The following is a 22,193-nucleotide window of genomic DNA, read 5'->3' as shown; positions in this document are numbered from 1 at the left end:
TATGTCGACGTTGTTCGCAATGAACGGTTTTAGTCGACCTTCCTTAGGACCGTTCTGCGGGGTCTCACTCTGGCCACTGTTCCCGCAGGAGTCTCCGTGCATTTCCTCCGCTGGTAAGATGCGTTGCAACTTCATCAAAATATAACAAATATAGCCATGCACTCTTATAAAGGTTGATTGGAGCGGAGTACAGTCGACTCCTGCGGGAATAGCACGAGTCTGAAGACCCCGCAGCAGCGGTTTCCTGCGAGGAGGCTAAAGCCGTGCCCGCGGAAAGCGACTGTACGCAGTGGAAATCAACCTGGTAGTTACGCCGCATTCTATAGATCTTGTGTTAAAAACAACAATTCTTTTAGAAAACAGCCTTAGTTAAAATCGTGCATAAACTTCTTTATTCCTGACAAACTATATAAAAATATAACTATGCGTGGCAAAGGAGGAAAACGCACGATGGAAGCAGACAAAAAAATAGGTTTAACGGCTTCGGAATTATCCCAAATTTGGGCGAATTATATGAACGCAAGTCTTTATAACTGTATACTTACCTACTTCAATGAGAAAGTCGAGGATGAAGAGATAGGATCACTCATAAATAGTGCTCTCAAGCTGCATCAAAAGCAATTAGCCACTCTGACAGCCATATTTGAAAATGAAAATCACCCCGTTCCTCAAGGGTTTACCGATGCAGATGTGAATCCGCAAGCTCCACGTTTATATACGGATGGATATATGTTACAAAATGTTTTACTGTTAGCTGAACTAGGAATGACTGCCGCAACGATGGCAATAAGCGTCAGTACACGAGAGGACATTTATTCGTTATATTCTACTACACATCGCGACTATAACGAACTCCATCACCAAGCCATACAGGTTTCCTTAACAAAAGGAATATACATCCGCCCCCCTTCTATTCCTAAACATAAGGAAGTGGACTTCGTAAAAAAGCAAAATTTTTTAACAGGCTGGTTTGGCGAACGCAGACCGCTGCTCGCTCCGGAAATTACGAACCTCTACTCCAATATAGAGCGCAATCAATTAGGAGTTGCTACCGTAACGGGTTTTAGCCAAATAGCACAATCAAAGGAAGTTAGATCCTACTTGCAGCGAGGAATTGATATTGCCAAAAAACATGTAAACATATTCAGTGAAGCGCTGGAAGGAAGTGACGTTTCAGTGCCAATGGGGTCAGACTCCATGGTGACAAATTCCTCGGAGGTCTCCCCTTTCTCCGATAAATTGATCATGTTTCATACAACTGGAATGATTGCACAAGGGATCGGGGCTTATGGTTTTAGTATTTCTACAAATATTAGAAGAGATATCGCGTCCCATTATACCCGTCTAATGGGGGAAATTGCCTTATATTCAGAGGACGGAGCTAATATTATGATTGAAAATGAATGGCTGGAGGAACCACCACGAATGGTTGACAGGGATGAATTAGCCAAAACGACCAGCCGAAAGGAGTAAATAGAAATGGATGATTACAAACATATCGAAATAACTGCAGCGGAGATCTCTACCCTTTGGACGTCTTATCAAAGTGACACGTTGGCGGTGTGTGGTTTAACCTACTTTTTATCCCATGTTAACGATGATCAAATACGTATGATTATCGAGGAAACCCTCACCCTAACAAAGCAGCGCGTCGAACAGTTAGTCGATTTTTTTCAACAGGAGGATTATCCTGTCCCACATGGGTTTACCGAACAGGATGTTAATGTAAGTGCACCGCGCCTTTTTTCCGATAACCTTTACCTGCAGTACATTTTAAATATGACAGATGTATCCATGGTAGCATATACATCTTCCTTGGTATCTGCTGAGCGGAAGGATGTGATCGAATTTTACGCGAAACATTTAACCATAATAAAAAACCTGCATAAACAAGCAAAAGAATTAGCGAAGGAAAAGGGAATTTTAGTTCGTGCCCCGCTCATCCCGAGACCGAAGCAAATTGATTTTGTAAAAAAACAAAAATTCTTAGCGGGATGGTTTGCTGAGCGTAGGCCTTTACTTGGGGTTGAAATTACCAATCTCATTTTTAATGCCAAACGAAATGCATTAGGACATGCAGTGATCACTGGATTTAGTCAAGTCGCACAATCAAAGGAAATAAGAAAGTATTTTGAAAGAGGACGCGATATAGCTTTTAAACATGCGGACGTATTTAGCTCTATTTTACATGACGATGATTTGACGAATAGCGCGATTCTCATGACACCCGAGGTAACGGATTCGACAGTTGCTCCTTTTTCGGATAGGTTAATGTTGGAATTGGTTACAGTCTTAATAGCATCTGGTATGGGGCAATATGGTGTGGGAATGGCGTCCAGTCCCAGGCATGACTTAGGTGCACATTATGTACGTTTATCAGCCGAAATAGCGAAATATGCCGACGACGGGGCAACTATAGCAATCGATCATGGCTGGATGGAACAACCGCCTATGGCAGCAGATCGAAAAGATTTAGCGAAATAGGAGAAACCCTATGGAGAAAAAGATAAATAAAAAAAGCAAAAAATTAGAAGCAGTTCTATGGACTATCGCCCTGCCTGGATTTGCACACTTATTGAATCATAAGTATTTTAAAGGTTTTATATTAATCGGGTTGGAATTTTTAGTGAATGTAATGGGGAATTTTAACCGGATTATTGTGTTAAGTTTTAATGGAGAAATCGCGGAAGCAGTTCAACAGACAAATTACTTATGGCTTATGTTTTATCCATGTTTATACTTCTTTGCGATATGGGATGCCTACAAAGATGCAGGTGGGGGGAAAAAGCCATTTGCTTACCTCCCTCTTGTTTTTTCAGCCTATTTTGTGACAGTAGGCTTAATTTTTTCACCTACATTTACAATTTTTGGTACTTTGATCGGACCCATGTGGTTGCCGATACTGTTTTTACCAATTGGACTAAGCGTCGGTGCAATTATTAGATGGATATTAGTCAAGGTTTACACAAATGCAGCAAATGAAACTCCCTGAAAAACTCTCGAGACCTCTAATTGCTCGAGAGACTTTTTGTTACATCCACTAATACTTACAAAAAGAGCCTTCTTCTAACATACCTGTCTATATAGTTGAATATAATAATACCGCACATCACGAATAACATTGATTTTTAATTATTTTCAGAAAAATTATTGTAATACTATTGTAAAAATATTTTTATCGTTTATAATTTAGTTAATAATCACAAAGTTGCATATTATCTGTGGGAGTGATCCGAATGACTCAAAAAGCCTTATTAGATGTTCAAGGATTAAAAACTCATTTCTTTTTAGATGATAACGTAACTGCAAAGGCAGTTGATGGAGTAGATTTTACTGTTAATCCTGGGGAAACGGTGGCAATTGTTGGAGAATCGGGAAGCGGTAAAAGCATTACATCCCTTTCTATCATGCAATTGATTAATAAGCCAGGAAAGATTATCGAAGGCACCATTAAACTAGAAGATGAAAATCTATTAGATAAAACAGAGAAACAGATGACCAAGATCCGTGGTAATGATGTCGCAATGATTTTCCAGGAACCGATGACAGCGTTAAACCCTGTGTATACGATCGGCAATCAGATTGTAGAGACGATTAGGAAGCATAAGAAACGATCAAAAGATGCCGCACGCCAAGAAGCAATTGAGCTGTTAAAAATTGTTGGGTTTCCAAGAGCAGAAGATGTGATGAATGACTATCCTCACCAGTTGTCCGGCGGCATGAGACAGCGAGCAATGATTGCCATGTCCATTTCATGTGACCCAAAATTACTTATTGCAGATGAACCTTCCACTGCACTAGACGTTACGATTCAAGCGCAGATACTAGATTTATTAGATGAAATGAAAGATAGGCTTGGTATGGCTATACTTCTAATTACACACGACTTAGGTGTTGTCGCTGAGTATGCAAATCGAGTCTTGGTCATGTATGGCGGCCAAGTTGTGGAAGAAACATCAGTTGAGCGATTATTTGAATCTACGAAACACCCATATACAACAGGCTTGCTCGATAGTTTACCAAGTCTTGAAAAAGAGATGAGTAGACTTGGAGCCATTAAAGGTACTGTTCCACCCGCACATAATTTTCCAAAAGGCTGCCGTTTCTCTACGCGCTGCCCTCATGTAATGGATCGTTGTCACGTAGCTAACCCGGAATTATTAGAAGTTGAACCAAACCACAAGGTTCGTTGCTATCTTTACGATGAGGAGGGTGATAAATATGACGGTCGAACAATCCATAGCCAACCAACAAATACGTAAAGAAACCGATACAGATGAAGTACTCGTTCAAGTTAAAAATATTAAAAAATACTTCCCAATCAAGGGTGGTATTTTGAAACGTGACATAGGCCAGGTCAAGGCTGTAGATGACGTATCTCTTGAAGTTAAAAAAGGAGAAACACTTGGTCTTGTTGGTGAATCAGGTTCGGGTAAATCGACGCTCGGACGTGTGATTCTCCGTTTGCTCCAACCAACCGAGGGAGAAATTTTATTTGAAGATAATGATATATCCCTTTTAAGCAACCGCAAGCTTAGAGAATACCGAAAAGATATGCAAATTGTCTTCCAGGATCCATATGCTTCCCTTAATTCAAAAATGAGCGTCGGTGAACTGATTGAAGAGCCGTTGCTCGTACAAACATCAGCATCGAAGTCGGAAAGAAAAGAAAAAGCCATTGAACTTCTAGAAAAAGTAGGAATGCGTGCGAGTGATCGCACAAAATATCCACATGAATTTTCTGGTGGCCAGCGCCAACGAATTAGCATTGCGCGGGCCTTGGCACTTAACCCCAAATTCATCATTTGTGATGAGCCTGTATCCGCACTCGATGTGTCCATCCAGGCCCAAGTTTTAAACTTAATGGCGGACTTACAAGATGAATTTAATTTAACCTATCTCTTTATCGCACATGATTTAAGCGTAGTTAAACATATTAGCGACCGAGTTGCTGTTATGTACCTTGGACGTATTGCTGAAGTTGCGCCAAAGAAATCCCTTTATGATAATCCGCTTCATCCATATACAACAGCATTACTTTCGTCTGTTCCATCGACGGACGTCCGCCATCGTCGCGAGAAAATCCAATTAAGCGGCGATTTACCGAGTCCGTCAGACCCACCTTCAGGATGTGTTTTTCGAACGCGGTGTCCTCAGGCATATGACCGGTGTTCTGTAGAACGTCCGGAGTTGAAGGATATGGGAGCTGGCCATTACGTGGCATGTCATCTATACGACGAAGCGAAGACCTAAGAAGCGGATGTTACTAATTATTGGAGGTGATCATCGGCATATTGTGTTTTTTCACTTGCAGTTTCCATGCAAAAATAAAAGGGGGGAATTTTTAATGTTAAGAAGGAAATGGTTATTTTTATTAATTGCTCTACTTTCACTCGGCCTACTATTAGCTGCCTGTTCCGACGACACATCATCTGGAGATCCTCAAGAAGACACGGAAGAAGATACGGAAACAGACGAAACGGAAGACACGGAAACGGATGAACCTGCTGAAGAGGAAGCCACAGGTGAGCCACAAATGGGTGGTACCTTGACTGGTGCAATGGACACAGCTCCTGCTGGCGTGTTTAATCCCATTTTTTATGAAGAAGCTTATGAAGCTAACATCTTAGATTTCACTCATGAAGCACTTGTCAGTCAGAATGAAGAATTAGAATTTGAACCAAATCTAGCAAGTGATTGGGAAATTAATGACGATCAAACGGAGATCACATTAACACTTGAAGAGGGTGTTACATGGCATGACGGCGAAGCCTTTACGGCTGAAGACGTTGTATATACCTTCCAAGCAATTGCCAGCCCTGGCTATATTGAAGCGGGTGGGGTTCGTACAGATTATGTTGTAAGACTGCAAGGCTATGAGGAATTCAATAACGGGGATACAGAAGCGTTCGAAGGTGTAGTCGCCGAAGATGATCATACTGTTACCTTTCATTTTGCCGAGCCTAACGTAACGATTTTAAAAGATGTCTCGTTCCCAATTATTCCGGAACACGTCTTTGGAGAAGTTGCGATAGACGAAATACCTGAACATCCAGCAACACTTAATGCGGGAGAAGTTGTCGGAACTGGGCCTTTTGAGTTCACAGAAGCGCTTGACCGCGAGCAATACGTGCTTGATAAAAATGCCGATTATTGGAAAGGTGAACCATACCTTGATCAGGTAGTCTGGCGTATTGTAGAACAATCCGTCATGCTTGGTTTGCTTGAAAGTGGTGAAATTGACTTTGTAGCTGATCCAACTGGTGTACCTCCAGCAGACTTTGAAACCGTTGATAATCTCGATCATGTTGAGATCATCGAACAACCCGATTTCGGCTATCAACTTATGGGCTTTAAAATGAACCACCGTACAGATGCTGATGTTGAAAGCGGAGCAATTGATCCCGATAATTGGGAACCGAATGAGGATATGAGTGAACAACTAGTACGCCAAGCGATGGCATATGCAGTTGACCGTGAGGCGTTAGTCGATAACCTATTACACGGACATGGTTCTGTTATTAATGCTCCGATCGCTCAACAATTCTGGGCATATGATGAGGGTGCCGTCACACCTTATGAATACGACCCTGAACAAGCAGGATCATTGCTTGATGAAGCAGGTTATGTCGATACAAATGATGACGGTTATAGAGAAACACCTGACGGGGAAGAATGGATCGTTAACTTAAACTACCCAACAGGTAACCAATTACGTGAAGATGCTGCACCGATTCTTGCACAATTCCTTGAAGATGTTGGAATCCAAATTGATTTGCGTCAACCGAAGGAAATGACAGCCTATGTTGAAGACTTAACAAATGATAATACGGATTGGGACCTTTACTTGATTGGTTGGAGCTTAGGAAGTGGCGACCCTGATCCATCTGGTTTATGGGGTTCTTCAGCAGCTTACAACTTCTCACGTTGGAACAATCCGGAATCCGATGAATTAATGTTGGAGGCTATGCAAGATCCAGAAGGTTTTGACCAGGATTATCGTGCAGATAGATACAGTGAGTGGCAGTCTGTTTTCTCAGAGGACTTACCTGCTCTTCTCTTATTCGCACAAAACTCAATTTACGGCTTCAATGAGCGATTAAACGACGTTAATCCAATGCCATATTCGTTTAATAACGAACCTGAATTATGGTGGGTATCCGAGTAATGATCAGCATTATTTAGAAAGAATCGGATAAACGCCAGCGATTTCTGGCATAAGCCTTCATTTTAATACGTTTTTGTTCAAAGAGCGTGCGGATGTCGCCGCATGCTCTTTCTTTTACTATCATTCATTATCCAAGTCATTCATCTTATTAATTTTGGCTCTTTTCGTAAGGATTGTTACTTTTAGATCTTTGTTGTTGATATAAAGTGCGACGTAACTACTGTTTGCTATAAGTATTTGCTATAAACGCCGTTCGGGATCGCTCCGGGCGGATGCTTTCCGCGGGCACGGCCTCAGCCTTCGACGCACAGGATGTGCTAGTGCAGGTGTTGCGACAGGACGTCGCGAACTTAACCTGCCTCGAGAAGCCCACTCTGCGGGGTCTTCAGACTCGTGCTGTTCCCGCAGGAGTCACCGCCCTTCGCTCACCCGAACTGGTGAGGTGTTCGATGTTTTTAATATTGATTACTAATGCAATTTAGCAGCAGTAATACTAGCGGAGGAAACACATGAAGACTCCTGCGGGAGGAAGGCATAGGTGAGACCCCACAGTGCGTAGCACGAGGAGGCTCACCAGCCGCCCGCGGAAAGCGAAATGTGTTTCCGTAGCGAATCCCTGCTCTCAACCAGCGTTTGCAAAAGAATTGTCACTGCGTCGCACTTTATAGACCTTGTGTTTAGAAAACTTGGTATTCGTTAAAGGGGTTCTTAGAAAACGTGCTTTGCTGTGTTAGAAACCCCTTATACTTTGAAGTGCAAGCCTTTAATGGCGCCTTCCTTAGTTACACTTACGACGCACAGGACGTGCTAGTACTGACGTTGTCACAATTCTTTTCGGTGGGGCGAGCATTTACGCGCAGTCCCAGGACGTGACGGTCTTAGCCAGTGAGCAGTAGGAAAATTTTATACTTTTCTATCTGCCAAAAACAACAACCTTTTAGAAAAGAGCCTTAATTTAAAATTTACCGAGTATAAGAGCGGGGGGAGATTCATGTACAAATATATAATACGCCGTATACTTGTTTTTATTCCGATGCTTTTTTGCTTAACCGTTATTGTCTTCGGACTTGCGCTAGCAGCACCAGGCGATGCTTTAACTGGACAATCACTCTCTGACCCCAATGTCGATCCCGAAGTGTACGAGCAACAACGAGAAGAATTAGGCTTAAACGATCCTGTACCCGTTCAATATTGGCGCTGGATCAGTTCTGCTGCGCAAGGCGATTTTGGGGATTCATTGGTTTTTAACGGGCGCACGGTAGCTGAATTAATCGAGGCACGATTTGCAAACACGCTTTATTTAGGTATCTTTTCATTAGGTATTACAATTGTGGTTGGGATTCCAATTGGTATTTATTCAGCAAGAAGACCGTATTCACTGCTTGATTATGGGGCAACAGGATTTGGCTTTCTCGGACTTGCGATTCCCAATTTTTTCTTCGGATTAATTGCTATATATGTTCTATCGATTCATTTAGGTTGGTTCCCGGCACAAGGCACACTTTCAGGTCCAGGTGCCACTGGTTTTGAGGCATTTAAAGATCGTATACACCACCTAATACTACCTGGCGTTACACTTGGTTTGGCCGGCACTGCAACCTATATGCGTTACATGCGATCAGAAGTACTCGATGTTCTTGGTAGTGACTATATCCGTACAGCAAGAGCAAAAGGGATGACGGATCGTAACGTTCTCTATAAGCACACACTCCGCAATGCGCTTATTCCAATTATTACGTTAATGGGATTTGAAGTAGGGGTTTTAATTAGCGGTGCGGTTATTACGGAACAGGTCTTTCAATATCCTGGTATTGGATCGTTGTTTTTAAGTTCGGTCACAAATCGTGACTTTCCAGTAGTAATGGCAATTGCCTTGATACTTGGAATACTCATCCTTGTAGGTAATCTACTGGCCGATATCTTTTACAGTATTATCGATCCAAGAATTCGATACGATTGAGGTGAAAATCATATGCAGCCGAATTCACAAGAACCACTCTCCACACAATCAGAAATGGAGCCAAATGAGAACCAAGAAAAAAGCAAAAGCCCATTTCAATTGGCTTTTCGTCGGTTTAGGAAAAATAAATTGGCCGTCATAAGTGTGTTCGTCCTACTGTTCATCATCACGGTTTGTGTGCTTGCTCCAGTATTTACCGATCTGGATCCCGAGCGGACAGATCTATTATTAATTGAAAATAGCCCGAGTGATGAACATATATTGGGGACAAACGGACAAGGCCAAGATAACTTTTCAAGATTGTTATATGGTGGCCGTATTTCATTGATCGTAGGTTTTAGTGCAATGTTTTTCACACTTTCGATCGGTGTTGTGTTAGGATCTCTTGCTGGTTACTATGGTGGCAAGGTTGACAGCGTCATTATGCGCGGGGCAGATATTATGCTTATGCTACCATTTCTCGTACTTGTTCTGACAATCATGGCTATCATAGATGAAGTTACAATACCAATATTTATCACCATCATTGCAGTAACGGCATGGCCAAACTTAACACGAATTATTCGGGGAACCTATTTATCACTGCGAGAACAAGAATTTGTCCTTGGAGCACGTGCAATTGGCGCAACCGATTTCCACATTATATTTAAGCACTTTATACCAAATTCAGCCGGACCGATTATTGTTAATGCTACCCTAATGATGGCGACCTATATTATCATTGAATCAGGCCTAAGCTTTATCGGATTCGGTATTCCACAGCCAACCCCAACATGGGGGAACATGATCTCAGAAGCACAGAATATCCGAATTCTTCGTGAACACCCAGAAGCGTGGATTCCGCCAGGGCTTGCCATTTTAATTACCGTTTTATCCATAAATTTCATTGGCGACGGGCTTCGCGATGCCTTTGACCCTAAAAGTAAAGCACGCTAGGTAAAGTGAAATTCATTCAGCGGGACTTTCGCTTCCCGTTAAACAGCGATACAACAATAACCTGCTAGGTGGTGTGAGCAGGTTATTGTTTTTTTGTGGTATGTGGGGCTCTCTCCCGGTTTGGCGTGGCTCTCCCGATTTGACTCGGCGCTAGTTTTGTCTTTGATTGAGGTTGTCCATACTGTATAGTATTATAGGTGGATGATACGTACGAAGAAGCATAACACCAGTACATAATGTGCTTTTTTTCACTAGAAGGAAGTGTATAAATAAATGACAACAAGCTATCAGGCAGCCGTTCAATTTAATCAAGTGGATTATTCCGCTGGCGGTGTACATATTTTAAAAGACATAACAGGCTCGTTTCCAGAAGGCAAAATCACAACATTAGTCGGCCCTTCCGGAGCTGGTAAAACGACTTTATTTAAATTATGCAATGGACTCAAATCGCCGGATGCAGGAGAAATTTATATAAAAGATACCAATATCGAGAGTTATGAACCGGTGGAGCTACGCAGACATGTTGGAATTGCATTACAGGACGCAACAATGATCAGCGGTAGTGTGATGCAAAACCTAGCCATGCCTTTAGCGTTACAAGGAAAACAATTACCTGACGAAAATGCAAAAGAATTCTTAAGGCTGGTAGGGTTGGACGAAGGTTTTTTGTACCGAAATTCCAAAGATTTATCGGGTGGACAGCGTCAAAAACTGTCTATTGCTCGTACACTCGTAAATCGGCCAGAGGTTCTATTGCTTGATGAAATAACGTCTTCACTGGATCGTGTTTCCCAGCAGGATATTGAATCGCTTATTCGAAAAATCAATCAGAAATACGGAACCACCATTATATGGATTACACATAACCTGCAGCAAGCATTAACAATTGGAGAATACACGTGGGTTATGATGGATGGAGAAGTTGTAGAGACTGGAAAAAGTGAATTATTGAATGCTCCACAAAATGAAAGAGTCGAACATTTTGTAAGGGGGCAAGTAGAATGAGTTTTCTCACTTTATTAATTACACTTATATTCGTTCTCATCCCACTTTTTTTATCGAAAACATTTAATTTAGGCTTGGAAAGAGACACGATCATCGCTACCATACGTTCCATTATTCAATTGTTAGCTGTTGGGTATATTCTACAATTCGTATTTGACGCTGAACATATCATTTACATGTTATTAATGATCGTAGTGATGATTGGCGCCGCCACACAAAATGCAAGAAAAAAAGGAATCACTATTAAAGGGATCACATGGAAACTCGTGGCTACTTTCACTTTTGTTGAAGTATTGACCCAAAGTATCTTACTTGGATTACAGATTACACCACCAACGGCTCAATATATTATCCCAATTAGTGGGATGGTCATTGGAAATTCAATGGTGCTGTCGATCCTGTTCCTAAATCGGTTCACATCCGAACTGGATTCTCGTCAAGGTGAGACGGAACTTATCCTATCGCTCGGTGGAACACCAAAACAAGCCATACATAAACAGCTTATCACGTCCATTCAAGCAAGTACGATTCCAACAATCGAAAGTCAGAAAACAATCGGTCTTGTTCAATTACCGGGCATGATGAGTGGGCAAATCATCGCAGGAGCAGACCCGGTTCAAGCGGTCCTATTTCAATTGCTTATCCTTTTCCTCCTTTTAACAACCGCTGTTGTCACAAGTATCATGCTTGGATTTTTATCCTATCCAACACTCTTTAATCAGCGTATGCAGTTTTTGGAGGAACAACTGGAGGATCTGCAGAAATGAAAAGAAGAGGCTTACCATACTGGTAAGCCTCTTCTCTCTTTAAGTATGTTATTGATTGAGCTGGGATTTCACTTGTTGAATAGCCGCTTCAGAAGCTGGTGCTGCAGGTTGATAATGCCCTTTTTGAACGGCATATTCATAGAGCGTACGTTGCCGTATTTCATCCTGGTCCCTTAACTCAATCAGGGTTTGTCTGAGTTCGATATTGTTTGCTTCACTAATATAGCCTGCATAGCTGGATAGACTCGCATTTAACCCATTTAGATAATCATTAACCATATCTTTGTCCTGTAACATTATAATTCCTCCCTAACCTAAAAAAGGTAAAAGTTGCTGTTGCGCTTGCCTTGCTGCCTGTGCATCTTGTTGCAATATGGTTTTCAATTCTACATCCATTGCTGATTGTGCATAACTTTCCAGTTTATTAGCAATCATTCCATGCTCTCCAACAATACCCCGCACATTTTCTAATTCTACTTCTGTTAAATTAGCCACATCCCTACCTCCTTTGCATCATCTATTTTAATTTTCCCATGTAAATGGGATATATTCATGATAGAAAAAAGGAAAACGATTCTAATGCATATCTTCATATTCCTGTACCATCATTTCATAATTTAATGGGCCCAGTGATTTATCGTTAATAATCCCATTGGAATCGATCATAAAGGTAGTTGGAACAGGCTGAATGGCATAAGTACTAGCAACTTCAGCTTCTTCATCTAGTAAAATAGGAAAGGTTAAGTCAAACGCTTCTACAAAATCTTCTATTTGCTGTATATTTGACTCAGTTTCCGTCAAATTGACCGCCAGGATAACGATATCTGTATGGTTATGGAACTCTTCCATATCGGGCATTTCCGCACGGCAAGGCGGACACCATGTAGCCCAGAAATTCAACATAACGCGTTCCCCACGATAATCTGATAGTTGTACACGCTCCCCACTCATGTTTTGAAGTTCAAAGTCAGGAGCAATATCTCCCTCTTCCAGCCCAATAGATTCCTCTGATGTTTCATCCTCCAAACCAGTTGGACTTGTTCTATTATCCGATTGATGATCGTAAATAGCCCAACCAAACATCCCAATAAGAACGATTAAGATTACCGTTTTCTTCATAAATAACCTCCTACATGCTCTAAATTAAATTGCTTTCCCGTATCACCTGCTTCTCCAATCATCCTTTCACCTTTCTGCTGTGGTAAAGAAGCAACACGAAACTGAGTAGAATTAATACTATCCAAAACCATGGATCTAAGGAAAATTGAAAAACAGTTGGATTTGTAAAAAGCGTTCGTATTAATTGCCCTATACTCCAGCCCAATATAGCTATGAAAGTAAGCATTGAAGTTGTAAGTCTTTCTTGAAGCACTATGATGATTACAAGAAGCAGGACGAGTAACCCTAAGTAATCCCAATTATGTACGTCTGATCCAATATTAATTCGGATAAATTCATAGATAAATGAAGCAGACAAAAAAACATACATAAACGATAAAAGGATTTTCTGCAGATGCGAATAATCCTTGATTATCTTGAAAGTACTATAAATAATCGTCAATAAAAAACCAATATAAAATGCGCTTGAATCACTTGGGTAGGCTAATACAGCAAGTGGATCACTCAGAAACGTTGAAAAGTTAACCAGTATTTTTCCAATCCACAATGAAATGATAAACGTTAGCAGAAGTGACCCGACTTCATCGATAAGCTTTTTTGTTTCTATTTTTGAAAACGGGCTTAGCAACCACAATAAAATAAATCCTGCTAAAAAACTGCCGATTAAAGCTACAAGAGAGCTTTTAATGACAAGTGGTCCGATCATCCAACCTGATGACATAACGTCATAACTCCTTCTGTTTAGCTTATGTTTATTTCCATGATAAGCCTAGAATAATTTGCTCTCCTCTATCGTTCTAGCAAATGTTTAAAGATTAGGCAATTTATTGTTCATCTTTCCGTTCAAAGGATTCTTTCTACGCTGATTCACGCTATCGACTTTTGACAAGCAATTGGACGGCTTCATTAATGATATCCTCCGTATTGCCTCCATTTTCTTGGTCTTCACGGACAGCTTGTTCTAAATTCTTGCTGACAATTACTGCCGACGTTCGATCCAATGCATTTTTTGCAGCGGACAACTGGCTAATTACATCTTTACAATCCTTGCCTTCTTCCATCATCTTTAATACACCTTTAACTTGCCCTTCAGCACGCTTCATTCGATTCATTACTTTTTCATCATATTCCACAAAATCTCTCCTTCTCTTTTTCTCGATTAACCCACGCGACGAATGAGCCCGTGTGATTTTTTACAACTATATAGCTAACATTATACCCGTATAGGTATATTAGTCAATTACCCAAATTCGAGCCAAAGTACCTTACTGGGTCAATCATCCGTTCCATACATTTTCGAAAAGAGGTTCTCTATACGCACACATCCAAATATGATAACCTAATAGATATAGGCGGTGAATCATTCTTTGAAAATCAATAAAATATACATAATTATCATACTCGTCATGTTTACTTGGGGTATGAATGTTTCTGCGGTTAAGGTCCTCGTTGAAAATTTTATGCCTATAACCATTACTTCATTTCGGATTTTCGTAGCTGGCTTGACTGCAATTCTTTTTCTTATCATAGCAGGAATCGTACGATTACCGAAAAAATCGGAATGGGGTTACATCATTGGCGGGGCATTTTTAAGCGTTGTTTTCCATCATATTTTCTTAGCTAGTGGACTTACAAAAACATCAGCTACAAACACAGGGTTGATTTTAGGCATGGGGCCGCTTCTAACTGTGATATTCTCTATGATCTTTTTAAAAAAGAAACCGACATTTATCCAAATAATAGGCTTCCTATTTGGTGGATTAGGCATTAGTTTTACTGTACTAGCTGGAAGTGGTGGATTTCATTCGATTAATCTAGGTGATGTATATATTTTACTTTCTATCATTTCACAAGCTCTCAGTTTTATCTTAATCAAGCGGGCTTCCGAAACAATGGATCCACGGCTGCTTACAGGTTATATGCTACTGATCGGCTCATTTTTCCTTTTTATCATTAGTCTATGGAGAGAGCCAGGCGGTTTAGCCTCCATTACGGATGCATCGGTTTCAGGTTCAGTATGGGGTGCCTTTTTCTTCTCGGCAGTACTGGCAACCGGTGTCGGACATATGGTTTATAATCATGCTATTGGGCAAGTAGGTCCGGCAGAAACGTCTATCTTTCTTAACTTGACCACCTTTTTCTCCATTATTGGTGCTGCTATTTTTCTTAATGAATCGATTATCCTGGCACACGTGATAGGACTTATTCTTATCGTCTCTGGTGTCATCCTTGGTTCCGGCGGATTAGAAGCATTTATTATTCAGAGAAAACAAAAGAATAATAGGAAAAAGTTTTTGAAGGAAGCAGAGTGAACGCCATCTGCTTCCTTCACTTTTATTTCATATTAAGGAAACCAATGATGCTTTTTTGAATAAGATGGCGTATGTAATTAACATTTTGGTGGTGTACAAATTGGACGATCAATCTATAGCTATTTTTGGAGCCTGGACGATAGCCATTGGTACAACAATTTCCGCAGTAGCAGACACCCCTTCTAAGTCAATTGATCCAGACTTCCTCACCCATCTGAATACATGGGGGAATGTTTTACAAGCTTCTGGTTCAGCTTTGATTGCTGATACTCAAGTACATCCCTCATTGGATAAGTTTGGAAATCAAATGGAAGCGACAGGTAATTTAACAAATGTTGCAGCTTTTTTAATTGACGTTAGCGAAGAAGCCCAATTAGCGTTGAATAGTAAAGGAGATCTTCTTCAAGCAGTTGGTGGTAGCATTTCCTTAGCAGATACGTTAAATGAAACACCTACAGAAGAAAATTTTTATAACATCTATGGAAGTCTACTTGAAATCATTGGAAATTCCATGCAATCAATAGCAAGCATAAAAGAACTTAGAGGTATCGGAGGTCAGCTGGTCAACACGATCGGGTCTTGGATTCAGGCGATTGGTGCGACCATTACCGCCATAGGTGCAACTAAATACAGTTAATAAGGATTAATCTTCTATATATTTAGGATCTTTGTTGTATTTGTTGAATCGCCCGAGAAAGCTTCCCTAATAAAGAGCAGCATTTATTTATTGCACTTGTGTCAACCAGCCATCCAAATACCTATCAAATAACCGATAGAAAATGTGATGACACTTCCGATCAATGAAATGGATATATAAATCAGTGCTTTTCTATATTTCTTCTCTCGTAATAGTTCCACGGCTTCCATGCTAAAGGTGGAAAAAGTCGTGAACGCACCAAAAAAAACACCCAATCCAAAAGAACCGATAACATTCACGGTGAGCATGGCGATGGGAATTTCAGGATAAGGATTCTTTTTCATTATCGCCAGCCCCAGTAAATAACGGCAAATGGCTCCCAAACCACCACTCATTGATAACAGAAGGATATTCATATACGCTCGCCCCTTCTTTATTAATTTAGTTGTTATTTATACGTCAAAGGATTTTAATGATTTCTGCTGAGAAGTCCGTTTACTTAATTTCGAACCAAGGAAATACCCGAAAAAAGCAAAAATAATTCCTCCAAATAGGGATGAAACCACATAAATAAAAGGGGCGAATATACTGTTCGTTTGCGTTAAAAAAATCGTATCAGCTGCAAGTGTCGACATCGTTGTGAATCCTCCGCAGAATCCAACACCCATTCCCGCTTTTAACCAAGGTCTTACATTTCGATAAATAAACCAACCAGTTAATCCGCCTAATAAGAAAGTACCTACAATGTTTTCTATTACAGTTCCAATAGGATAGGCCGTAAAGAGCGTGTAGTAATTGATCAGGTGCCTAGACAATGTTCCCAAGGCCCCGCCTATACCGATAGCTACTATATGACTGATTGAATCTTTCAAAACGTCCCCCCCCCTTTATTGAATCCATAGTTTAGAAATCTTGGAGAATCCATTTTCATGATAGATGGCAGCTCGATCAAGGCGATCCATGGTGGTTTCCTATCTGCCAAACCGCATGTCCTTCACTCAACTTTTTTTCTTTGTTCGTAAGCTTTTCCTATTGTAGTTAATCAGGAGAAAACAAAAGAGAACGACTAAAAAGAAAATGCATTACCTGAATGTATATACGTAAAATCGACATAGAAAGGTCACTCCTTCCCTAATGGTAGAGGGAAAGAGTGACCTTGTACAGGGATATCTTCACCGCAGTATTACTGACTTGTCTCATCCTTTGTGTTTAAAACACTAGGTCGTCTGTCTTTCAATGGAATTGGTGATCGGACTAGCACTTCTAAAAACTCTTTAGGGCTAAACGGAAGGAGCGGCCACATAAATGGTGTATTTAACGTTTTTGTTGAAACAAGTAATATAAGCCACAACGTGACAGCAAGCACAAATCCATATACGCCAAATATCGCAGCTATAATGAGAAAGGCTACCCTGAAAAAACGGTTAGCTAAAGCTAATTCATAGCTGGGCGTTGCGTAGCTTCCAACAACGGCTGCTGCCAAATAAAGCACGACTTCAACCGAAAACAGACCAGCTTCAACTGCAATATCACCGATTAATATCGCGGCCACGACACCAAGTGCTGTAGCCAATGCATTAGGGGTATGTATGGCAGACATACGTAGCATTTCCACACCTATTTCAGCAATAAAAATTTGCCAGAAAAGTGATATCTCTCCAATTTCATCTGGGCCTACGAAAGCCCAACGTCCATCTAAGATAGAAGGATTGGTAGCCGCTAGATACCATAAGGGAAGTAAAAATAATGAGGCAAACACAGCCATAAATCGTATCCAACGTAAGGCGGCACCTATGACTGGCTTTTGCCTGTATTCTTCTGCATGCTCCAAATGATGCCAATAGGTGGTCGGACAAATCATTACACTCGGTGACCCATCGACAACAATGAGAATGTGTCCCTCCATCAAGTGTACACCTGAGGTATCCCCTCGCTCCGTGTAACGAATCATTGGATAAGGATTTAAATTTTTACCGAAAATAAACTCCTCAAGTGTTTTCTCCCCCATTGACAGTCCATCCGTATTAATTACTTCAATTCGCTCTCTAATCCGCTCTACTAATTCCTGGTCGGCTATACTATCTATATACGCAAGTGCAATATCTGTTTTAGATCGTTGTCCAACTTGGAGGTATTCCATAATTAATGAACGATCCCGAATCCGTCTTCTAATTAAAGCAGCATTAAAAACCAATGTCTCTACAAATCCATCACGCGGACCACGGACAACCCTTTCCAAATCGGGTTCCTCTGGTGAACGTGCGGGGTACTCCCTCGCATCCACTAAAATGGCTGTTGTTGAACCTTCCACAATAAAAGCAATATGACCTGCTAAGAGTTGACCTATCACTTCTTCTAAATCCTCAGATGTTTCGATTTCTTGATGAGGCATAATCGTTTGTGTCAACGTTTCAATCGGATTGTTGTCTAATTCATTATCTTTTAACAGGTTAAGGCTTTTTAAAACTTCAATTAGGGATACATCATCAGCAAACCCATCCACGAAAAACATACCAATCTTACGGCCGCCATGATCCAGTTTTTGATGAACGACATCAAAGTTCTTTTCGATTCGCAGTTCTTTTTGTAAGTATTCTATATTCTTCTCGAATTTTTTTGAAATAGGGACCTGTGTGCCCTCTTTACCCATTTAATTACTCCTTTCTTGGCAGATAAGAAAATATAAAAACTCTTACTGCTCACTGGCTAACTTGCTAAGTGCCAAGTTCTCTAATTGTTCAACGATTTATTTATCCGGAGTATATGTACGAGCTAATAATGGAGTGGAATAGGTGGGATGATAATTTCAATGCCTTTTTCTACAACAAATCAACCACCACAACAGCATCTTTCATATTCCATTATTATGTACTTCTAACATTTATTTAAACGTGATTATCTTAATCAATATATACGAAATTATTCTGCATACGGTTAAGCATTGGTTTTTTAAAAATTAAAAGTTGTTGTTATCTTTATCTTTCTTTATTATCAGTCTTTATACACAATCTCAAGAATATATAGTGAATGGGAGATATTAACATGAGCGATGAGCGTAAAAATAATGAAAGTAGCAAAGATGAACAATTGGAGCTATTTCGAGTCGACGATAAAGGAAAAAAACTGACGACTAATCAAGGGTTAAATCCGAGGTCATCGTCGAAGCAAATTTTTTTCCACAACCATACTAAATCAAGGACATAACCCTGCACGCATTATGCCCTCACTCGGTTATTTTTCTAAACTAAAAGACAATGGATTAACACGCTCCCACGCATTCCCAACCTGCAATAACCGTTTCTCGAATAGGTGATTTCCAATGAATTGCATGCCAACAGGAAGTCCGCTTCGGTCTAATCCCATTGGTACGGATAAACTAGGAACACCCGTTAAATTTATAGGGGAGGTAAATGGAATAATCTGTCTTATTACTTCTAAATTTTGGTCGACCCAATTCTCGGCGAACGCTGGGGTTGTAATAGGGATAGTCGGTCCGAGCATTATATCGACATGCTCAAAGGCTTTATCAAAAGCTTCAACCATCTTTCTACGGGCTTGTTGAGCTCTGACGTATTGGGGTGTATCTGTTAATGAACCAGCTAAAAAGAAAGTACGAATGTCGGGGGAATAATCCTCTGAATAATTCTGCAGCCATTCATGATGGGTATTAGACGCTTCTCCAGTGACAATAGTATAACCTGAAAACGTCGACATGGATAATTCAGGTATCACGATTTCTCTTATTTCAGCACCTAAATGTTGAAGTGTTTCTATCGCATGCTTAAAGAGATTTTCTACATCTGGATCTAATCCCTCGAAATAATAAGTAGGAATACCAATTTTCATTCCTCTAATTTCTTTAGTTAAATCTTCATTGTAATTAGGTATAGCTACATGAAGACTTGTAGGGTCATTTGAATCATAACCTGCCATATAATGAAGCATCAAAGCCAAATCGGAAACCGTGCGTGCCATTGGTCCCGCAGTATCTAATGACATTGCTGAAGGGAAAATTCCATGGGTGCTAACAAGCCCATAAGTCGGCTTTAACCCGTATACACCACACATGGCAGCAGGTAAGCGAATAGAGCCAAATGTATCTGTTCCTGTTGCAAGGGGGCCTAGCCCAGCTGCTAAAGAAGCGGTGCCACCACCACTTGAGCCTCCGGGCATGTATTGAATGTCCCATGGATTCCGTGTGTCACCAAAGAATGGATTGGTACCTGTTGACCCGGCAGCAAGCTCATGCATATTTTGTTTTCCTAACATAATTCCCCCTGCTCCTAACAGTTTTTCTACTGTTGTAGCATTTTTATCAGGGATGAAATCAGCAAAAAGTTTTGAGCCAACCGTAGTTCGTATACCTTTTGTATAAAAGTTGTCCTTAATACCGATTGGAATTCCATGCAGGGGGCCTTTATAAAAACCACGCATGATGGTATCTTCAGCCTCTTTTGCTTGGTTGAGGGCTAATTCGTGAAGGGGAGTAATATATGCATTGATGGCTGGATCAATTTTGTCCATGCGGTTCAATATTTCTTTTGTCAATTCTATGGGTGATAATTTCCTCGATTCGATTAATGACGCAAGCTCAGTAGCGGTTGAGAAGGCTAGTTCCGTCATAGCATCAACTCCTTATCTACGATCGTAATCGGCACTTCTACGTTTAATTCAGGAAACGCTTTAAGAGGGGCTTCGGCCTCGTTGATCGTGTAGAGTATGTGATGAATATAAGGAAGGTCTGCCTCATAGATAGGAAGCCCTTGTAAATATAAACTTTGTCTTAAAAAACTTGCATAATCCATCTAACTTTCCTCCTTTTTAGGCGTTTGTAATTACCATATGACAGGATTAAAGGAAAGTGCAGACACAGTATAGAAATTTTTATCATACCTATTTTGCGAATTTTTGTTAACGATGAACGGTTGAATCGTGAATACAATTCAGAGAGTAGCCAGCCATAATGAGAAACCTGAATTCCGCATAAAAGTTGCGGCCATTCATCATACTAAAATATATAAACTAAAAACCCTATCGCCAGGAGATAAAAATGTATAAAGCTATACGAAACAACACCAAACATCGTGAATATTCCTTGCCTCATGGACCATGGGTAATGACGCAAAAGTGGGATCATTTGTTATTCATGCATTTACCTGTATCCAAGGAAGTGATGAAGAAACAAATTCCCGAGGATTTGGAAGTAGACACCTTTGATGGTGAAGCGTGGATTACGATTATTCCATTCAAAATAAGTGATATGCGCCTTCGCAAAATGCCACCAATCCCTTTTCTGCGTTCATTTCTAGAACTGAACGTAAGAACCTATGTGAGACGGAACGGGTTACAGGGTGTTTACTTTTTCAGCTTGGACGCCGATAAGCTTCTTGCTGTTCTAGGTGCAAGGATATCTACATTACCCTATTTTTATGCAAAAATGAAAATGAAGAAAAGAGCAGATACCTGTCATTACAGTACGACTCGCAGGGGGAGCTCAGACGCTATTTTCAAAGGAAGTTACCACCCGATTTCCGAACCCTATTTCCCTGAAAAAGGTAGCCTGACTTACTGGCTCCTCGAGAGGTATTATTTATGGTCCTACAAAGGCGGGGCTCTATTTAGAGGGGATATTCATCATAGTCAATGGAAAATTCATGACGCTGAAGCTACTATTATGAAACAAGACATGATTCCTTTTTTACCGGAAAACGTGAATGAGAAACCTCTCCTTCATTACGCTTCTTCCAAGCGTGTTCTATTCTGGCCGATTAAAAAAGTGAATTAAAAGAGCTTCCTATAAGCTTAAGGCTCAGGAAGCTCTTTGTGACTTTTATGGTTTTATCCAAATTGATGTTTCCTAATACCTTCCTAGGGGCTCTCAATCATACTCGAATTCCTTCTTCTGGCAACTATATGCTATGTATTTTTTCACTCAACTACTCTACCAAACTTTTTTTGTACAAGTCTCGAACCCATACTTTAACTGGCGCTTTCCATTGCTGGGTAGGAGAAGGAATATTTTGCAGTAAGCTTTTCGGCGTCATGCCAAGCTCCTTTGCCATTTGTATATCAACTTGGTTTAGGCGACAGCGTTTTTTGGCTTCTGCCCAAGTAGATTTTCTTTTTTTAGCCAACGGTTTTAGGCTCCTTTCCCAATTTATAGTATATCTATTTTGTTTATTATATTATTTCAGTCCATGAATCCAATAATATAATGCTTCTTAGGGAGCGAGTGCGGAATGCGGGATCAAATGGCCGGAGCGCGGAACAAGTGAATGCGGACGCGGGA

The 22,193-nt window shown here is 40.6% G+C and carries 25 protein-coding genes; 14 read left to right on the top strand and 11 right to left on the bottom strand.

The window, feature by feature from the left end:
- Nucleotides 1-450: 450 nt before the first annotated feature.
- The 10 genes from OLD84_RS04990 to OLD84_RS04945 all read left to right on the top strand — a co-directional run bounded on the left by OLD84_RS04990 (nt 451) and on the right by OLD84_RS04945 (nt 11,836).
- Nucleotides 451-1,473: a DUF3231 family protein gene (locus OLD84_RS04990; protein WP_209463580.1), complete on the top strand. Its 1,023-nt coding sequence runs from the start codon at nt 451-453 to the stop codon at nt 1,471-1,473.
- A 6-nt stretch (nt 1,474-1,479) separates the two neighbouring features.
- The gene (locus OLD84_RS04985) at nt 1,480-2,484 is read left to right on the top strand and encodes a DUF3231 family protein (RefSeq protein WP_209463581.1); all 1,005 of its coding nucleotides are present in this window, start codon (nt 1,480-1,482) and stop codon (nt 2,482-2,484) included.
- A 10-nt stretch (nt 2,485-2,494) separates the two neighbouring features.
- Nucleotides 2,495-2,992: a hypothetical protein gene (locus OLD84_RS04980; protein ID WP_209463582.1), complete on the top strand. Its 498-nt coding sequence runs from the start codon at nt 2,495-2,497 to the stop codon at nt 2,990-2,992.
- A gap of 244 nt (nt 2,993-3,236) precedes the next feature.
- Nucleotides 3,237-4,262, top strand: a complete 1,026-nt coding sequence (locus tag OLD84_RS04975) for an ABC transporter ATP-binding protein (protein ID WP_209463583.1) — start codon at nt 3,237-3,239, stop codon at nt 4,260-4,262.
- A complete protein-coding gene (locus tag OLD84_RS04970; protein ID WP_209463610.1) occupies nt 4,222-5,253 on the top strand; it encodes an ABC transporter ATP-binding protein in 1,032 nt (343 codons plus the stop codon). Before OLD84_RS04975 ends, OLD84_RS04970 begins: the two co-directional genes overlap by 41 nt.
- Nucleotides 5,254-5,347: 94 nt before the next feature.
- On the top strand, nt 5,348-7,168 hold the full coding sequence (locus OLD84_RS04965; protein WP_209463584.1) for a peptide-binding protein: 1,821 nt from the start codon (nt 5,348-5,350) through the stop codon (nt 7,166-7,168).
- 991 nt (nt 7,169-8,159) lie between these two features.
- Entirely contained in the window at nt 8,160-9,128 is a 969-nt protein-coding gene (locus tag OLD84_RS04960; protein ID WP_209463585.1) for an ABC transporter permease, read from the top strand.
- Nucleotides 9,129-9,140: 12 nt separating this feature from the next.
- Complete coding sequence (opp4C, locus tag OLD84_RS04955; protein WP_209463586.1) at nt 9,141-10,064, top strand: oligopeptide ABC transporter permease; 924 nt, start codon at nt 9,141-9,143, stop codon at nt 10,062-10,064.
- A 273-nt stretch (nt 10,065-10,337) separates the two neighbouring features.
- Complete coding sequence (locus OLD84_RS04950; protein ID WP_209463587.1) at nt 10,338-11,069, top strand: ABC transporter ATP-binding protein; 732 nt, start codon at nt 10,338-10,340, stop codon at nt 11,067-11,069.
- Nucleotides 11,066-11,836, top strand: a complete 771-nt coding sequence (locus OLD84_RS04945; RefSeq protein ID WP_209463588.1) for an ABC transporter permease — start codon at nt 11,066-11,068, stop codon at nt 11,834-11,836. Before OLD84_RS04950 ends, OLD84_RS04945 begins: the two co-directional genes overlap by 4 nt.
- Nucleotides 11,837-11,884: 48 nt before the next feature.
- On the opposite strand, the gene OLD84_RS04940 is transcribed toward OLD84_RS04945, so the two are convergent.
- From OLD84_RS04940 to OLD84_RS04920, 5 genes are all read right to left on the bottom strand, one after another.
- Nucleotides 11,885-12,133: a spore coat protein gene (locus tag OLD84_RS04940; protein WP_209463589.1), complete on the bottom strand. Its 249-nt coding sequence runs from the start codon at nt 12,131-12,133 to the stop codon at nt 11,885-11,887.
- Nucleotides 12,134-12,145: 12 nt separating this feature from the next.
- The gene (locus OLD84_RS04935; RefSeq protein ID WP_209463590.1) at nt 12,146-12,331 is read right to left on the bottom strand and encodes a hypothetical protein; all 186 of its coding nucleotides are present in this window, start codon (nt 12,329-12,331) and stop codon (nt 12,146-12,148) included.
- An 81-nt stretch (nt 12,332-12,412) separates the two neighbouring features.
- A complete protein-coding gene (locus OLD84_RS04930; protein ID WP_209463591.1) occupies nt 12,413-12,955 on the bottom strand; it encodes a redoxin domain-containing protein in 543 nt (180 codons plus the stop codon).
- 58 nt (nt 12,956-13,013) lie between these two features.
- Nucleotides 13,014-13,676: a hypothetical protein gene (locus OLD84_RS04925; protein ID WP_209463592.1), complete on the bottom strand. Its 663-nt coding sequence runs from the start codon at nt 13,674-13,676 to the stop codon at nt 13,014-13,016.
- Between the two features lie 151 nt (nt 13,677-13,827).
- On the bottom strand, nt 13,828-14,088 hold the full coding sequence (locus OLD84_RS04920; protein ID WP_209463593.1) for a metal-sensitive transcriptional regulator: 261 nt from the start codon (nt 14,086-14,088) through the stop codon (nt 13,828-13,830).
- A gap of 234 nt (nt 14,089-14,322) precedes the next feature.
- On the opposite strand from OLD84_RS04920, the gene OLD84_RS04915 reads away from it, so the two are divergent.
- Together OLD84_RS04915 and OLD84_RS04910 are read left to right on the top strand one after the other, a co-directional pair.
- A complete protein-coding gene (locus OLD84_RS04915) occupies nt 14,323-15,267 on the top strand; it encodes a DMT family transporter (RefSeq protein WP_209463594.1) in 945 nt (314 codons plus the stop codon).
- Nucleotides 15,268-15,367: 100 nt separating this feature from the next.
- The gene (locus tag OLD84_RS04910; protein WP_209463595.1) at nt 15,368-15,904 is read left to right on the top strand and encodes a DUF6944 family repetitive protein; all 537 of its coding nucleotides are present in this window, start codon (nt 15,368-15,370) and stop codon (nt 15,902-15,904) included.
- A 101-nt stretch (nt 15,905-16,005) separates the two neighbouring features.
- Here the strand turns inward: OLD84_RS04910 and OLD84_RS04905 are convergent, their stop codons facing one another.
- From OLD84_RS04905 to OLD84_RS04895, 3 genes are all read right to left on the bottom strand, one after another.
- A complete protein-coding gene (locus OLD84_RS04905) occupies nt 16,006-16,320 on the bottom strand; it encodes a fluoride efflux transporter FluC (protein WP_209463596.1) in 315 nt (104 codons plus the stop codon).
- A 36-nt stretch (nt 16,321-16,356) separates the two neighbouring features.
- Complete coding sequence (locus OLD84_RS04900; RefSeq protein WP_209463597.1) at nt 16,357-16,776, bottom strand: fluoride efflux transporter FluC; 420 nt, start codon at nt 16,774-16,776, stop codon at nt 16,357-16,359.
- Between the two features lie 311 nt (nt 16,777-17,087).
- A complete protein-coding gene (locus OLD84_RS04895; RefSeq protein ID WP_209463598.1) occupies nt 17,088-18,554 on the bottom strand; it encodes a spore germination protein in 1,467 nt (488 codons plus the stop codon).
- Nucleotides 18,555-18,946: 392 nt separating this feature from the next.
- On the opposite strand from OLD84_RS04895, the gene OLD84_RS04890 reads away from it, so the two are divergent.
- Entirely contained in the window at nt 18,947-19,108 is a 162-nt protein-coding gene (locus OLD84_RS04890; RefSeq protein WP_209463599.1) for a hypothetical protein, read from the top strand.
- A gap of 27 nt (nt 19,109-19,135) precedes the next feature.
- Here the strand turns inward: OLD84_RS04890 and OLD84_RS04885 are convergent, their stop codons facing one another.
- Together OLD84_RS04885 and OLD84_RS04880 are read right to left on the bottom strand one after the other, a co-directional pair.
- Nucleotides 19,136-20,527 carry an amidase gene (locus OLD84_RS04885; protein WP_209463600.1) on the bottom strand — a complete coding sequence of 464 codons (1,392 nt, stop codon included), beginning with the start codon at nt 20,525-20,527 and terminating at the stop codon, nt 19,136-19,138.
- Complete coding sequence (locus OLD84_RS04880; RefSeq protein WP_209463601.1) at nt 20,524-20,709, bottom strand: hypothetical protein; 186 nt, start codon at nt 20,707-20,709, stop codon at nt 20,524-20,526. Before OLD84_RS04880 ends, OLD84_RS04885 begins: the two co-directional genes overlap by 4 nt.
- 245 nt (nt 20,710-20,954) lie before the next feature.
- Here OLD84_RS04880 and OLD84_RS04875 point away from each other — a divergent pair, with 245 nt between their 5' ends.
- The gene (locus tag OLD84_RS04875) at nt 20,955-21,689 is read left to right on the top strand and encodes a YqjF family protein (protein ID WP_245301604.1); all 735 of its coding nucleotides are present in this window, start codon (nt 20,955-20,957) and stop codon (nt 21,687-21,689) included.
- A 151-nt stretch (nt 21,690-21,840) separates the two neighbouring features.
- Here OLD84_RS04875 and OLD84_RS04870 read toward each other — a convergent pair whose 3' ends face one another.
- Nucleotides 21,841-22,038, bottom strand: a complete 198-nt coding sequence (locus OLD84_RS04870) for a hypothetical protein (protein ID WP_245301605.1) — start codon at nt 22,036-22,038, stop codon at nt 21,841-21,843.
- Nucleotides 22,039-22,193: the final 155 nt, after the last annotated feature.

The sequence above is a fragment of the Virgibacillus natechei genome, assembly GCF_026013645.1.
Lineage (GTDB): Bacteria > Bacillota > Bacilli > Bacillales > Amphibacillaceae > Virgibacillus_L > Virgibacillus_L natechei.
This window is presented reverse-complemented; position numbering and strand designations above follow the sequence as displayed.

Bases quoted from the DNA above. Each gene is read 5' to 3' on its own strand.
- OLD84_RS04990 (WP_209463580.1), top strand. From the start codon at position 451: ATGGAAGCAGACAAAAAAATAGGTTTAACGGCTTCGGAATTATCCCAA.
- OLD84_RS04985 (WP_209463581.1), top strand. From the start codon at position 1,480: ATGGATGATTACAAACATATCGAAATAACTGCAGCGGAGATCTCTACC.
- OLD84_RS04980 (WP_209463582.1), top strand. From the start codon at position 2,495: ATGGAGAAAAAGATAAATAAAAAAAGCAAAAAATTAGAAGCAGTTCTA.
- OLD84_RS04975 (WP_209463583.1), top strand. From the start codon at position 3,237: ATGACTCAAAAAGCCTTATTAGATGTTCAAGGATTAAAAACTCATTTC.
- OLD84_RS04970 (WP_209463610.1), top strand. From the start codon at position 4,222: ATGACGGTCGAACAATCCATAGCCAACCAACAAATACGTAAAGAAACC.
- OLD84_RS04965 (WP_209463584.1), top strand. From the start codon at position 5,348: ATGTTAAGAAGGAAATGGTTATTTTTATTAATTGCTCTACTTTCACTC.
- OLD84_RS04960 (WP_209463585.1), top strand. From the start codon at position 8,160: ATGTACAAATATATAATACGCCGTATACTTGTTTTTATTCCGATGCTT.
- opp4C (WP_209463586.1), top strand. From the start codon at position 9,141: ATGCAGCCGAATTCACAAGAACCACTCTCCACACAATCAGAAATGGAG.
- OLD84_RS04950 (WP_209463587.1), top strand. From the start codon at position 10,338: ATGACAACAAGCTATCAGGCAGCCGTTCAATTTAATCAAGTGGATTAT.
- OLD84_RS04945 (WP_209463588.1), top strand. From the start codon at position 11,066: ATGAGTTTTCTCACTTTATTAATTACACTTATATTCGTTCTCATCCCA.
- OLD84_RS04940 (WP_209463589.1), bottom strand. From the start codon at position 12,133: ATGTTACAGGACAAAGATATGGTTAATGATTATCTAAATGGGTTAAAT.
- OLD84_RS04930 (WP_209463591.1), bottom strand. From the start codon at position 12,955: ATGAAGAAAACGGTAATCTTAATCGTTCTTATTGGGATGTTTGGTTGG.
- OLD84_RS04925 (WP_209463592.1), bottom strand. From the start codon at position 13,676: ATGTCATCAGGTTGGATGATCGGACCACTTGTCATTAAAAGCTCTCTT.
- OLD84_RS04905 (WP_209463596.1), bottom strand. From the start codon at position 16,320: ATGAATATCCTTCTGTTATCAATGAGTGGTGGTTTGGGAGCCATTTGC.
- OLD84_RS04895 (WP_209463598.1), bottom strand. From the start codon at position 18,554: ATGGGTAAAGAGGGCACACAGGTCCCTATTTCAAAAAAATTCGAGAAG.
- OLD84_RS04890 (WP_209463599.1), top strand. From the start codon at position 18,947: ATGAGCGATGAGCGTAAAAATAATGAAAGTAGCAAAGATGAACAATTG.
- OLD84_RS04885 (WP_209463600.1), bottom strand. From the start codon at position 20,527: ATGACGGAACTAGCCTTCTCAACCGCTACTGAGCTTGCGTCATTAATC.
- OLD84_RS04880 (WP_209463601.1), bottom strand. From the start codon at position 20,709: ATGGATTATGCAAGTTTTTTAAGACAAAGTTTATATTTACAAGGGCTT.
- OLD84_RS04875 (WP_245301604.1), top strand. From the start codon at position 20,955: ATGTATAAAGCTATACGAAACAACACCAAACATCGTGAATATTCCTTG.